The organism is Roseitalea porphyridii (assembly GCF_004331955.1).
Taxonomy (GTDB): domain Bacteria; phylum Pseudomonadota; class Alphaproteobacteria; order Rhizobiales; family Rhizobiaceae; genus Roseitalea; species Roseitalea porphyridii.
Window position 1 is genome coordinate 2,764,624 of record NZ_CP036532.1, and the last position, 13,449, is coordinate 2,778,072.

The window sequence follows — 13,449 nt, forward strand, 5'->3', positions numbered from 1 at the left end:
CCACCCGGCAGGCGCCCGGCGCAAACCAACGGCGCTAGCGTGGTTCGTCCCGGCGGTTCGTCGCGCCGGCCGCATCGTCCTTGCCCGCCGCGTCGATCCCCTCGTCGCGCGCATCGGCCGCCCCGGCCTTGCGGGCGCGGGCCTGCGCCTTGCGCTTTTGCAGGTTGGCGCGCAGTTCGGCCGCCAGTCGCGCCTTGCGCGCCTTGTCGCTCTCCGTCTTGCCGCCCATCGCCGCGACCGCTCCCGTTTCCCGACGCTTCTTGCCGGCGCTTCGCGCTTGCATCGCCGTCACCGGCGACCGATATCGCCGGTGACGGCATTTGACGCCTTGATAAGCCAAAAAGGCTGTGGCACAAGCCGCCCGTCGCGCGCACCGCCGAAGATGCTGCTATAGCTCAGGGGTAGAGCACTCCCTTGGTAAGGGAGAGGCCGTGAGTTCAAATCTCACTAGCAGCACCATCCTCCCCGCATGATCTCCTTCCTCGTCTGTCGCCTTGTAGCCGCCGCGAGCAAAGGCGCGTTTCGTTGACAATGCCGGGGCGTGCTGGTTGAAGTCTTCAGCCGCGTTCCGAAGGCCCGCACGCAAGGGCCGGGGGCACGCCGACATCAGCCGGGGGGCGCCGATGATCCGCTTTGACCGCCTCGGGCGCGCCTTTGCGCTGGTCGCCGCGCTTGCGGCGCTGTGGTCCTGTTCGGCCGGCGGCTATGGCACATCGGCCATCTACAGCCCGCTCGTCGAGGACGACATCGTCGTCATCATGCCGCCCGACGCGCCCTCGATCTCGCAGCAGTTCCGCGACGTCGGCCGACGCGCCGGCCGTGGCAATCCGGCCTCCGATCACAACGGCATCGACATCGTCGCGCGGGTCGGCGCCCCGGTCATCGCCGCCGCGCCGGGTCTGGTCACCCAGTCGCTGATCGAGCCGATGTACGGCAACCGCGTGGTCATCGACCACGGCGTCGACGCCGGCGGTCGCCGCTCGCGCACCGTCTATATGCATCTGGACAGCCGCACCGTGCGCGAAGGCATGCAGGTCGCGCGCGGCCAGACGATCGGCACGATGGGCCGTACCGGCATTCTCGCCGCGGCGATCTCGCATCTGCACTTCGAGGTGCATCGCGAGCGCGGGCGCAGCGGCCTTCAGGCGCGCGATCCGCACCGGTTTTGGGCGGACGGCGTCGGCCGCGTCACCTGCTTCGATCCGGACCGTCCGCTCGAGGACGGCACGTTCCGCATCACCTATCCGGTGCCCTGCCGCGACACCGCTGCAAGGTGACGGCTGGGCGTCCCGGCCCGCCCTCAGTTCTGGCCGGCGGTGATCATGTGCACGTCGCGCTGCGGGAACGGGATCGAGATGCCCCGCGCGTCGAACTCCTGCTTGGCCTTCTTGGTCAGCTCGCGGCTCGCCGTCCACCAGTCCGACGCGCCGATCCACACGCGCGCGGTCACCTCCACGGCGCTATCGCCGAGCGCGCCCACGAACAGGAACGGTTCGGGATCGTCGAGCACGCGGTCGTCGCCGCGCACCAGCTCACCCAGCGTCTCGAGCGCCAGATCGACATCGTCGTCATAGCCGATGCCGATCGTCAGGTCGAAGCGGCGCCGCTCGACCCGCGAATAGTTGGTCACCGGGCTGCCCCACACCGAGGAGTTGGGCGCGAGCACGTAGAGCCCGTCGAACGTCTTCAGCTCGGTCGCAAACAGGCCGATCTCCTCGACCGAGCCCATCACGGAGCCCGCATCGATGAAGTCGCCGATCTTGAAGGGCCGCAGGAACAGCAGCATCACCCCGGCGGCGACGTTCTGCAGCGTGCCCTGCAGCGCAAGGCCGATCGCCAGCCCCGCCGCGCCGAGCGCGGCGATGATCGAGGCCGTCTGAACGCCGAACTGGGCGAGCACGGTCACGCCGACCAGGATCAGCACGCCGTAGCGCGCGCCCGCCGCCATGAACCGCGCCAGCGTGGTGTCGCCGCGCTTGTCCAAGGCGTGGAACACCGCCCGTTTGGCCCACCCGGCGACGATGAAGCCCGCCACCAGCAGGATGATCGCGCCGACGACGGAGAAGGCATAGGAGACGACGAGATCCGCTGTCCCCGCGATCACCATCGCGGCCGATGATTCGACGTCCTGAAAGATCTGTTCCACTGCTTCCCTCCATTGTGATTTCGTCTCTGCGGGCCGGCGCGCGGCCTCATACATCCCGAGACGGGACGCACGGCGCCCACCCGCCCCTCGGTCAAGCCTCCACGGCCGGCCTGGTTCCAGCCCCGGCAACTGGGCGGTCGGCGCGCGCGCGTCAAGGCCGCTGGATCGCCGCGCCGAGCCGTGGTCTATTCGCCGCCATCATGACGGACCTGCCGCCCGACCGCCCGCTGATCGTCTTCACCGACCTCGACGGCACGCTGCTCGACCACGAGACATATGCGTTCGCCGCCGCCGAGCCGGCACTCGCCCTGCTGCGCGAACGGGCGGTGCCGCTGATCCTCGCCTCGTCCAAGACCGCCGCCGAGATCGCGCCGATCCGGTCCGAACTGGGCTTCGGCGATTGCCCGGCGATCGTCGAGAACGGCGCCGGCGTGCTGGCGCCCGAGGGTGGCGAGGCGGAGGCTGCGGCGGACGATTACCAACGCCTGCGCGCGATCGTCGCCACCGCGCCGGCCGACCTGCGCCGGCATTTTTCGGGCTTTTCCGACATGGGCGTTCAGGGCATCACGGCCGCGACCGGCCTGCCGGCGGACGCCGCCCGGCTGGCGGCCACGCGCCGGTTTTCCGAGCCGGGCCTGTGGTCGGGCGGCGCGGACGAGCGCGCCCGCTTCGTCGCCTGGCTCGAACGCCACGGCGTCCACGCCCGCTCGGGCGGCCGCTTCCTGACGCTTTCGTTCGGCGGCACCAAGGCCGGCCGCATGGAGGCGATCGCAAGCCGGATCTTCCCCGACGCGCGGCCGTTCATCGTCGCGCTGGGCGATGCGCCCAACGATGTCGAGATGCTCGAAGCGGCCGACCGCGCCTTCATCGTCGCCAACCCGCACGGAACCGGCGTGCCACGCCTCTCGGGCGAGGATGACGGAACCGTGACGCGCACCGCCGACCCGGGCCCTTCCGGTTGGAATGGGGCGCTGCTCGGGCTACTGTCAGGCTGACGTGACACACGATACCGGCCGGGGAACCGGTCGGGGTGACGGGCGTTGAGCGGGCGCAACAGGAGGCGAGGCCTTGGCAGACTTTCACCAGAACGGCGCCGTCGCCACATTGCACAATCTGCGCACCCGCTCGCCCGAGGATCTTGAACGCGAACTGATCACGATCACCGGGCGCCAGAAGGTCACGCTGATCCTGCCCTCGCTCTATTCCGAGCTCGAGGGCCCTGCCCTTCCGGCGATCCTGGACGAACTCAACACGGTCAAGTTCATCCACCATGTGGTGATCGGGCTCGATCGGGCCTCGAAGAAGGAGTACAAGTCGGCCCGCAAGTTCTTCTCGCGGCTCGAACTGCCCCATTCGGTGCTGTGGAACGACGGGCCGCGCCTTCAGGCGATCGACGCGCGCCTCGCCGAGGCGGGCCTCGCCCCGTCCGAACCCGGCAAGGGCCGCAACGTATGGTACTGCGTCGGCTACACGCTCTCGCGCGCCGAGAGCGACGTGATCGCGCTGCACGACTGCGATATCCTGACCTATTCGAAGGACATGCTGGCGCGGCTGGTCTACCCGGTCGCCCACCCCGATTTCACCTACCAGTTTTGCAAGGGCTATTATCCGCGCACGGCCGAGGGCAAGATGAACGGCCGCGTCAGCCGGCTGCTCGTCGCGCCGCTCCTGCTGGCGCTGCGCAAGACGCTGGGTGAGAACGACTATCTCGATTATCTGCGCTCGTTCCGCTATCCGCTCGCCGGCGAGTTCGCCATGCGCAGCTCGATCCTGCCGGCGATGCGCATTCCGTCCGACTGGGGGCTGGAGATCGGCACCCTGTCGGAGGTCTGGCGCAACCTCGCCCCGCGCTCGGTCTGCCAGGTGGAGATCTCGGACGCCTACGACCACAAGCACCAGCCGCTGTCCGAGGACGACGCCTCCAAGGGGCTGTCGCGCATGTCGACCGACATCTGTAAGGCGATCTTCCGCAAGCTGGCAACCGACGGCACGGTGTTCTCCAAGGAGACGTTCCGCGCGCTCAAGGCCAGCTACTACCGCATCGCGCTCGATTTCGTCGAAACCTACTACAACGATGCGCGGATGAACGGGCTCTACGTCGACCGGCACAGGGAGGAGCGCGCCGTCGAACTGTTCGCCGCCAACATGGTCGAGGCGGGCCGCACCTTCCTCGACAATCCCATGGAAACGCCGTTCATTCCGGCCTGGTCGCGCGTGCAGGCGGCCGACCCCGACCTCGTCCGCGACCTCTACGAGGCCGTGCAGGAGGACGACAAGGAGTTCGGATGAACGCACCGGCCGCAGCGGCGCCATTGACGATACGGCCCGCGCGAGAGGCGGACGCGGTAGTTCTCGAGGCGATCGCCGAGCAGGCCTATTCCCGCTACGTCGCGGCGGTCGGCCGCCGCCCGGCTCCGATGGACACCGACTTCGCCGCACGGATCGGCGCGGGCATCGTGTACGTGGCGGCGCGGGACGAGGCCGTAATCGGTTTTGCGATCTTCCTTGCCCGTGGCGATCACATGCTTCTTGAGAACATCGCCGTCGACCCGGCGAGTTCCGGGCAGGGCGTCGGCGGAGCGCTGATCACCCATTGCGAAGCAGAGGCCCGCCGGCTCGGGCTCGGTGCGGTCGAATTGTACGCGAACGAGAAGATGACGCAGAACCTGTCGATCTATCCGCACCTTGGCTACCGCGAGATCGGCCGGCGCGAGGAAGACGGATTTCGGCGCGTCTTCTTCCGCAAGGAACTGCGATAGGGGAACACCACCCCTGCCGGCCGCTCAACGAGGCTGCATGCAGCGTTCAGCGCTTGGCGCTGGTCCCTGGAGGTGATCCGGCATAACCGGCGGCGCAACCGAGCAAGCCGGAGCCCTGTCATGACACTTCTCGACCTTCCCCAATGCTTCGATCACGACGGCGTCCGCGTCGCCTGGGGCCGGATCGGCGAAGGGCCGCCGCTGGTGCTTGTGCACGGCACGCCCTTCTCCTCGCAGGTCTGGCGGCGGATCGCGCCCCATCTGGCGCGCCACTGGACGGTCCATTTCTTCGATCTGATCGGCTACGGCCGGTCGCAGATGGGCGAGGGTCTCGACGTCTCGCTGGGCGTCCAGAACGGGCTGATGGCGGCGCTGTTCGCCGAATGGCAACTCGACCGGCCGGACGTGCTGGCCCATGATTTCGGCGGGGCCACGGCGCTGCGCGCCCATTATCTCGACGGGCTCGCCTATCGTTCCCTGACGCTGGTCGATCCGGTCGCCGTGGCGCCGTGGGGCTCGCCCTTCGTCGCCCATGTGCGCAACCACGAACCCGCCTTTGCCGGCCTTCCGGCCTACGCGCACGAGGCGCTGCTCGCCGCCTATATCGCCGGCGCCGCCCATCGGCCGCTCGGCGAGGACGCGCTCGGCGTCCACATGGCGCCCTGGCTCGGCGAGACCGGCCAGCCGGCCTTCTATCGCCAGATCGCGCAGATGGACCAGCGCTTCACCGACGAGGTCGAACCGCGCTACGGACCGATGGATTTCCCGGTCAGGCTTCTGTGGGGAGAGCGGGACGACTGGATCCCGATCGAACGCGGCCGCGCCCTTGCGGGCAAGCTCACCGGCGGCCGTCTGACCGCGATCCCCGATGCCGGCCATCTCGTCCAGGAGGACGCGCCAGAGGCGATCGTCGCGGCGATGATGGCGATGCCGGCCGAGCGGTAGGGATCAGCCGCGGTTGGAGATCCACCGGCACTGATAGGGCGCGAAATCGATCTCGCCGTCCGACCGTGCCCGGTCGCCAGCGAGGATGTCGGTGCCGTGCGCGCGCACCTGCTCGCCCGACAGCAGGTCGACCCAGTGATCCCCGCCGATCAGATTGATCGCGCTGACCGGGATCGTCACCTGTTCGGCGCTGACATTGTGGATCGCGAAGATCGACTGGTCCCGGTCCAGCGACTGGCGCCAGAAACCGAACAGCTTCGGCCCGAACTGCATGGTGAACTGCGTCGCGTTGGGGTGGAAGGCGGCCTGCGCGCGGCGGATGCGGATGCGCTCGGACAGGCGCTCGAGAACGCGCGCATGCACGTTGTCGCCGTCGTCCAGCAGCGCCCGCAGTTCCGGATAGTGCCAGCGGCGCCGGTTCAGCGCCCGGTTCTGGCCCGTCTTCTCGAATCCCTCGGCGTCGTTGTGCGTGGCGATCAGCGAATGCACGTAGAACGCCGGTATGCCCTCGAGCGCCATCTGGATCGTCTGGCTGCACAGGAACCGCTCTTCCTGCCAGTCGTCGACCCCACCGAACGTGCCGGCCATGGCGTCGAAGAAGGTGATGTTGAGTTCGTAAGGCCGGCGCGAGCCGTCCGGCATGGCGCGCATCGACACCTTGCCGCCGAACGCCTCGGTCGCCGCCACCATCTGGTCGAGGTCGGTCTGGGCGATCAGCCCCTCGCCGCCGCGAACGCCGATCCCGTCATGGGAAGCGGTGAAGTTCAGATAGGCGCAACCGAGCGGCGCCGGCGGCATCGCCATCTGCCAGCGGTTCAAAAGGTTCGAAGAGCCCGACCAGAGCGCATGCAGCACCAAGGGCGGCAGCGGGAAATTGTAGATCGCGTGCGCTTCGTTGCGGTTGCCGAAATAGGAAAGGTTCTCCGTGTTCGGCACGTTCGTCTCGGTCAGCAGCACGATCGGCTCGGAGGCGTAGTCCGCCAGCACCCGCATCAGCCGCACGATCGCGTGCGTCTGCGGCATGTGGATCGACGGCGTGCCGATGTCCTTCCAGATGAAGGCGACCGCGTCGAGCCGCAGGATGCGCACGCCATTGTCTATGTGCAGCCGCATGATGCGGATGAATTCGAGCAGCACTTCCGGATTGCGGAAATCGAGATCGACCTGGTCGTAGGAGAAGGTGCACCACACGTGCCGGGTGCCCTTGGCGGTCTCCACCTCGCGCAGCAGATCGTGCGCGCGCGGCCTCACAACCTGGCTCAGATCGTCCTCGGGCGAGGCCTCAACGAAGAAGCCGTCATAGGGCTCGTGCCCCTGCAGATATTCGTTGAACCAGGCGCTCTGGCTGGAGACGTGGTTGAGCACCAGATCCGACATCAGCGTGAAGTCGGCGGCGATGCGGCGGATGTCGTCCCAGTCGCCGAGCGCCGAATTGACGACCCGGTAGTCGGTCACCGCGAAACCGTCGTCGGAGGTGAACGGGAAGAACGGCAGGATGTGCACGCCGTTGATCGTGCCGCTCAGATAGCGGTGCAGGAAGTCGCCGAGCAGATCGAGCGGCTTGTGCGTGCCGTCGAAGAAGGTGTTGCCGTAGGTGATGACGATCGCGTCTTCTTCCGACCACAGCGTGTTGCCGGGCTGCCGACCGCGCTGGCGCGATTTCAGGTTCTCCGGCCAGAACGCGTCGCAGATCGACTGGACGACCGCATCGGCGTCCTCGTCCGGATAGATGAAGGCGACAAGGCTCTTCAGCTTGGCCCGCAGCGCCGCGTTCTGGCCGCGCGTCGGACCGCGATGCGGCACGCGCGCCACCGGCAGACGCTGCCAGTATTCGGTGCTTATGTCGGTTCCGTCCATGCCCGACCCGTCGTCCAGACTGTTCCTCACGCCCATCCCCGTGACCTTACAGGCTGGGTCATACCTTTCAATTAACAAGGCCGAAAAGCGCCCCGGACACCTTCAAACCGGTGTGAACACGTCCGTTTCGCCCGCAAACCCCCTCAGGGCGACGCGTCCGACCTTGCGCACCGGCCGCTTCAGCGCCGCCGCGCAGGCCGGCCCCACCAGCACCGGCACGCCCAGCGCCTTGGTCTGCTGCTCGAGCCGGGCGACCATGTTGACCGCCGGGCCGATCGCGGTGAAGTCGATCCGCTCGGCCGTTCCCATGTTGCCGACCGAGCACACGCCGGTCTCCACCGCCGCGACGACATCGATCTCCGGCAGCCCGCGCGCGGCGAGCGTTCCGTTCTCGCGCGCCACCCGTGCGATGATTGCCTGCGCCGCGTCAAGGGCCGTATCGGCATGGTCCGGCCGGGCCAGCGGCGCGTTCCAGAAGGCGAGCACCGCATCGCCCATATATTTGTCGATGGTGCCGTCGCGCGCGAAGATCTCCGCATTGGCGATGGCGAAGAAATGGTTGACCAGTTCGACCGTCCGCTCGGCCGGCAGCGCCTCGCCGAGCGCGGTGAAGCCGCGTATGTCGACGATCATCGCGGTGATCGGCCGGTCCTCGACGGCAAGCGCGGCGCGCGTGTCGGTCTCGGCCAGGCGCTTGACGATTTGCGGCGACAGGAACTGGCCGAACTGCTCCTGCAGCAGCGCGCGACGGCGTTCGGCGCGCCGGTAGAGCCCGTAACCTCCGGCCAGCGCGACGATGAACAGCCCGGCCACCGGCTGCGTCCAGTCGATCAGCCGGCCCCAGCCCAGATAGGCCGTAAACCCGGCCGCAGGCGGCACCGAGACGACCACGAGAGCGGCCATCGCGACGAGCGCCGGCCGGCGGCCGAGCCCGGCGAAGGCCGCGGCGATCATCAGGCCGCCGATCGCCAGCATCGCCCATTCCAGAAGCCGCGCCGACGGCACCGGCAGCAGGAACCGCCCGGCGATCATCTGGCTGACGGCGATGGCGTGCAGGTCCGCGCCAAGGCGCAATTCGCCCCGCGCGGTCAGATGGTAGCGGTCGAGCCCGGCCGCATCGACGGCAAGGATCGCGATCCGCCCGGCAAGGCTTGCATCGGACCCGTCCGCCAGCAGTGCGCCCGCCGAGACGCGCAGGGGCGAAGCCGGCACATCGATCAGCCGCAGCCGTCCGTCGCCGAGCGGCACGATCGCTCCGCCCACGCGCAACGCGTCGTCATCGCGTCCGGCGATGCGGACCGCCAGCGCACGCTCGCCCTGGGCAACGCGCAGCAGTTCCACCGACAAGGCCGGCCAGTGACGCACGGCCCCCTGCCCCGTGCGCTCGGCCCAGACCAGCGGAATGGCACGCATGCGACCGTCCGCGTCGGCAAAGGACCGGATCACGCCGAGCCCGCTCGCCGCCTCGGCGAGCGGCGCGATCGGCGCGACCCCGCCCTCATAGCCGTCGCCGAACGCCGCTTCGGGCGCGCCGATGAAGGTAAAGCCCGCCTTGGGTTCGACGGAGAGGGGCAGTCCGTCCTCGCCGAGCGTCATTGCCAGCACGGCGGGCGCGGCCGCCAGCGCGTCCGCAAGGGCCGCATCGCTGGCCGCGCCGCCCGGCGAGGCGTCCGGCTCGGGGAACAGAAGATCGAGCCCGATCGCCGCCGCGCCGCTGTTGGCGACCGTGGCGACCAGGGCGCCGACGCGCTCGCGCGGCCACGGCCAGCGGCCATGTTCGGCCAGCGTCGCCTCGTCGATGGCGACGATCGCCACCCGGTCGAGCGGCAGGTCGATCGGCGCAAGGCTCTGGTAGAGGTCGAAGCCGCGCTCGCGCAGCGGCGCCAGCGGCCCGGCAAGCGCGATCACAGCCGCGAGGACGAGGACAAGGGCGAATAGTGCAAATACCGCCGGAGCCCCGGTCGACCTCAGACGAAGGTGCACGAGCCCAGCGTCGGGTTCCATACCCCGCCCTGCGCGACGCAGTTCGTCTCGGCCGCTGTCGGCGTGGTGTTCGGCGTCTGCGGTGGCGGTGGTGGCGGCGGTGGCGGAGGTGGTGGCGGCTCCGGCGGCGGCGAGCCGGGAGAACCACCTGCGATCCCGCCGGAGGCCCCGCCCTGCGTGCCGCCGTTCGGCGTTGGCAACCCGCCGTCGCGCGACCGGCACGCGGCCGAGTTCATGCCCGCCTCGGTGGCGCAGTGCGCGCGCGGCAGGCCGGTGCCGCCGTCACCGCCACCTGTGACCGGATCGACGAAGGTGCCGCCGGTTCCGCCGGCCGGGCCAATCCGGAGCCCGCTCCCGTCCGAACTGCACGAAAAGCCCGGATTGGTGATCGTGCGGCGAATGCCCTCACTCTCGCAGGTCATCACGCCGCCGACCAGCGTGCCGGTGCTGGTCGTCGCGCCGACGACGATGTCGGCGATGCCGCCGCGCAGGCCCAGCACGATATGCGGCGTGCGCACCTCGGACCGGCCGCGCTTGGAGATTTGCCCGCCGAAGATGCGCGCCACGCCGTCGCGCTGGATGAAGCGCACCGTGCCGTTGCGGCGCTGCGGGTCATAGACGAAGGCGTCGATGGTCAGGTCGGCGTTCGGGCCGAGCCGGGCGCTCGATTCGTCGTCAAAGACGATCATGCCCTGGCCGGTCGCGTTCGACCGCAGCCGGTCGCCGAGCGCAATGCCGTCGCCGGCGCGCACCCGGCCGGCGCCCTGCTTGGTCACGGTCGCCCGCTCGGCGGTCATCGTGCCCACCGTCTGCGCCGCCGCCGGCACCGCCGCCAGCGCGATCTGCGCGGCGGTCAGAAGGGCGAGCGTGACGATGGTGCGTGGCATCGGGCGCATCCTATTCGAACCGGTGCGTGTAGCGCAGCCGGCCGGTCCATGCCTCGGTTCGCCCGTTGAACCCGGACGGGCCGACGCGTTCGTTGCGATAGCCTACGCCGAAGCGCAGCCACCCCTGTGCGCTCAATTGCACAGTGTGATCCCAGTCGATGTGCCAGGCGTCACGGTCCTTGACGAACGGCCCGCGCGCGACGCCGACCGCGCCATAGTCGAGGATCGTCTCGTCGGTGTAGCGCACGCCGAACCGGTGGAACCAGCCGCGCCCGTCCTCGAACACGTAAAGCAGATGGATCAGCGACGCGCCCGCCTCGGTCCCGGCGACCTGGTAGGCGAAGTCGGTGCCCGCGAGCACCGCGCCGGGCACCGTGCCGCGCCGGTGCGTGCGCCGGACATGGGCATCGAACGTCCAGCCCGGCGCCAGCCGCTGGCGCAGCCCGGCGCCGTAGGACCAGCGGTCGGTCGCATAGAGCGCCTGCGACTGGTCGAGCCAGCCATAGGCCCCCTCGACATAGACCGCCGTCTCCACCGCCGGCCGGAAGCCGAGCCGCCCGCGCACGCCAAGTTCGCGCAGATCGCGCGGTCCGCCCAGATCCCGGTATTCGCCGAACACGCCGATATCGGCGCGCAGCGTGTCGATGATGTCCGGCAGCCCCTTCGAAAGGGTCACCGCGCCATAGCCGCCAAGCGCCGTGAAACCGTCATACCGGCCGTCGAAATCGGTGTCGAAGAAGCCCTGGTCGACCGACACCCCGCCCTCGAAGCGGATCAGATCGCGCGTCGCCGTCTGAAGGTCGTTGACGATCTCGGCATCGATCGCGCCGAACCCGCCGCCGCCGGTGGTCGTCGTCCCGGTGGCGAAGCCGGACGGGTAGGCAGTGCGCGCATGCACGATCTGGCCGCCGGCGGTGACGTCGACCCTCGCCCGCAGCGGCCGCTGCGCCCGCTCGATGCGCGCCTGGAGCTCGCGCAGCGCCTGCTCGAACGTCGGCACGTTCAGCCGCAGCGCCTCGTTGACGTGGCCGAGCGCCAGATCGAACGAGCCGATATGGTAGTAGAGCCGCGCCAGCGTCAGCCGCGCGCCGATGTCGTCGGGGTTCTGGAACAGGATCTGCTCGAGCGTCGAGATCGCCTGGTCGTACTGGCCGACACGCACCGCCTGATCGGAGAAGTCGGCCAGCGCCTGCGGATCGGAGAAATTGGCGATGCGCGCCGCGAACGCGTCCTCGTAGAGGCTGTCCGCCCCCGCCGGCGCCGCGCCGAAGGCGACGAGCGCGAGGGTCGCCAGCGCCCTGCGCCACCGGGCCCGTCCCGCAATCGCCGAAATGTACGCCATGGCCGCGGCCACCTGTGATGTCCCTGAGACGCACCGACCATAGTGCACCTTCGCCGGCGCTTTCCAGTGCAGCGCGGCAACACTTGCCCGCCGAGGCGAGGGCGCCGGGTGTGTAACGGTTCGCTGTAACCCGCCTGTAACCCCCTGATACCTGACCTTTGGCGTCCCCGGCCGGTATCGAGGACGGGCGTGGCCCGGATCATCAATGCGATGGGGCGCTGATCCCCGCCGCGCCAATCACAAAAAGAGCAGCGAAAAACGGCGGTCCGCGCGAAGCAGACCGCCGTTCTTCGATTCAAAGCGCTGTGAGGGCGATTCAGCGGCAGGCCGCGCAGAACCGCTGGATGCGCGTGCATGCCTCGGTGAGCGCCTCGGTCGAGGTCGCATAGGAGATGCGGAAGTTCGGCCCCAGCCCGAAGGCCGAGCCCTGCACGACCGCAACGCCCTCGCTTTCCAGAAGTTCGGTGACGAAGTCCTCGTCGGTCTCGATCGCCTTGCCCGACGGGGCCGTCTTGCCGATCAGGCCGGCACAGGACGGGTAGACGTAGAACGCCCCCTCCGGCGTCGGACACTCGATGCCGGTCGCCTGGTTGAGCATCGAGACGACCAGATCGCGCCGGTCCTCGAACACTTTGCGCCGTTCGGCGATGAAGTCCTGAGGCCCGTTCAGCGCCTCCACCGAGGCCCATTGCGAGATCGAGCAGGTGCCCGACGTCTGCTGGCCCTGAACCTTGCTCATCGCCTTGATCAGCTCCACCGGCCCGCCCGCATAGCCGATCCGCCAGCCGGTCATCGCATAGGCCTTGGAGACCCCGTTCATGGTCAGCGTGCGCTCGTAGAGCGCCGGCTCGACCTGGGCCGGCGTCACGAAGGTGAAATCGCCGTAGCAAAGATGCTCGTACATGTCGTCGGTCAGAACCCAGACCTGGGGATGGCGCATCAGCACCTCGGTCAGCGCCTTGAGTTCGTCGCGCGAATAGGCCGCGCCCGACGGGTTCGAGGGCGAGTTGAAGATGAACCATTTGGTCTTCGGCGAAATCGCCGCCTCCAGCGCCTCGGGCGTGACCTTGAACCGGTCCTCCAGCGTGGTCTGCACGAAGGCCGGCTCGCCGCCGTTCAGCAGCACCATGTCCGGATAGCTGACCCAGTAGGGCGCCGGGATCAGCACCTCGTCGCCGGGATTCAGCGTTGCCGCCAGCGCATTGTAGAGCACCTGCTTGCCGCCGGTGCCGACGATGATCTGGTCGGCCGTGTAGTCGAGCCCGTTCTCGCGCTTGAACTTGGCCGCGATCGCCTCGCGCAGTTCGATGATGCCGGGAACGGCGGTGTACTTGGTTTCGCCTCGCTCGATCGCGGCGATCGCCGCCTCCTTGATGTTGTCGGGCGTGTCGAAGTCGGGCTCGCCGGCGCCCAGGCCGATCACGTCGCGGCCGGCCGTCTTCAGCTCGCGCGCCTTCGCTGTGACGGCGATCGTCGCCGAGGGCTTCACGCGGGCAAGCGTATCGGACAGAAAGGCCATGGGAACACTCC

General features: G+C 69.0%; 12 protein-coding genes and 1 tRNA gene. 6 read left to right on the forward strand and 7 right to left on the reverse strand.

What is annotated here, in order from left to right:
* Positions 1–34: 34 nt before the first annotated feature.
* Entirely contained in the window at positions 35–283 is a 249-nt protein-coding gene (locus E0E05_RS13420; protein WP_428977579.1) for a hypothetical protein, read from the reverse strand.
* 101 nt (positions 284–384) lie between these two features.
* On the opposite strand from E0E05_RS13420, the gene E0E05_RS13425 reads away from it, so the two are divergent.
* Both E0E05_RS13425 and E0E05_RS13430 read left to right on the forward strand, forming a co-directional pair.
* A tRNA-Thr gene (locus E0E05_RS13425) sits at positions 385–459 on the forward strand.
* Positions 460–623: 164 nt separating this feature from the next.
* Positions 624–1,277 (forward strand): M23 family metallopeptidase, encoded by a 654-nt coding sequence (locus E0E05_RS13430; protein WP_131617181.1) that lies wholly within the window; start codon positions 624–626, stop codon positions 1,275–1,277.
* Between the two features lie 23 nt (positions 1,278–1,300).
* Here the strand turns inward: E0E05_RS13430 and E0E05_RS13435 are convergent, their stop codons facing one another.
* The gene (locus E0E05_RS13435; protein WP_244597729.1) at positions 1,301–2,146 is read right to left on the reverse strand and encodes a mechanosensitive ion channel family protein; all 846 of its coding nucleotides are present in this window, start codon (positions 2,144–2,146) and stop codon (positions 1,301–1,303) included.
* 200 nt (positions 2,147–2,346) lie between these two features.
* Here E0E05_RS13435 and E0E05_RS13440 point away from each other — a divergent pair, with 200 nt between their 5' ends.
* The 4 genes from E0E05_RS13440 (at position 2,347) to E0E05_RS13455 (ending at position 5,850) form a co-directional block, all read left to right on the forward strand.
* The gene (locus tag E0E05_RS13440; protein WP_131617182.1) at positions 2,347–3,141 is read left to right on the forward strand and encodes an HAD-IIB family hydrolase; all 795 of its coding nucleotides are present in this window, start codon (positions 2,347–2,349) and stop codon (positions 3,139–3,141) included.
* Between the two features lie 73 nt (positions 3,142–3,214).
* Positions 3,215–4,435 carry a glycosyltransferase family protein gene (locus E0E05_RS13445; protein ID WP_131617183.1) on the forward strand — a complete coding sequence of 407 codons (1,221 nt, stop codon included), beginning with the start codon at positions 3,215–3,217 and terminating at the stop codon, positions 4,433–4,435.
* Positions 4,432–4,905 (forward strand): GNAT family N-acetyltransferase, encoded by a 474-nt coding sequence (locus tag E0E05_RS13450; RefSeq protein ID WP_131617184.1) that lies wholly within the window; start codon positions 4,432–4,434, stop codon positions 4,903–4,905. The genes E0E05_RS13445 and E0E05_RS13450 overlap by 4 nt, the downstream gene beginning before the upstream one ends.
* Before the next feature lie 120 nt (positions 4,906–5,025).
* A complete protein-coding gene (locus tag E0E05_RS13455; protein WP_131617185.1) occupies positions 5,026–5,850 on the forward strand; it encodes an alpha/beta fold hydrolase in 825 nt (274 codons plus the stop codon).
* Between the two features lie 3 nt (positions 5,851–5,853).
* Here the strand turns inward: E0E05_RS13455 and E0E05_RS13460 are convergent, their stop codons facing one another.
* The 5 genes from E0E05_RS13460 to E0E05_RS13480 all read right to left on the reverse strand — a co-directional run bounded on the left by E0E05_RS13460 (position 5,854) and on the right by E0E05_RS13480 (position 13,438).
* The gene (locus tag E0E05_RS13460; protein ID WP_244597730.1) at positions 5,854–7,737 is read right to left on the reverse strand and encodes a sugar phosphorylase; all 1,884 of its coding nucleotides are present in this window, start codon (positions 7,735–7,737) and stop codon (positions 5,854–5,856) included.
* A gap of 72 nt (positions 7,738–7,809) precedes the next feature.
* A complete protein-coding gene (locus tag E0E05_RS13465) occupies positions 7,810–9,711 on the reverse strand; it encodes a CHASE2 domain-containing protein (RefSeq protein WP_131617186.1) in 1,902 nt (633 codons plus the stop codon).
* Positions 9,675–10,577 carry a FecR family protein gene (locus E0E05_RS13470; protein WP_131617187.1) on the reverse strand — a complete coding sequence of 301 codons (903 nt, stop codon included), beginning with the start codon at positions 10,575–10,577 and terminating at the stop codon, positions 9,675–9,677. Before E0E05_RS13470 ends, E0E05_RS13465 begins: the two co-directional genes overlap by 37 nt.
* 10 nt (positions 10,578–10,587) lie before the next feature.
* Positions 10,588–11,919: a tetratricopeptide repeat protein gene (locus E0E05_RS13475; protein ID WP_131617188.1), complete on the reverse strand. Its 1,332-nt coding sequence runs from the start codon at positions 11,917–11,919 to the stop codon at positions 10,588–10,590.
* A 316-nt stretch (positions 11,920–12,235) separates the two neighbouring features.
* Entirely contained in the window at positions 12,236–13,438 is a 1,203-nt protein-coding gene (locus E0E05_RS13480; protein WP_131617189.1) for a pyridoxal phosphate-dependent aminotransferase, read from the reverse strand.
* Positions 13,439–13,449: the final 11 nt, after the last annotated feature.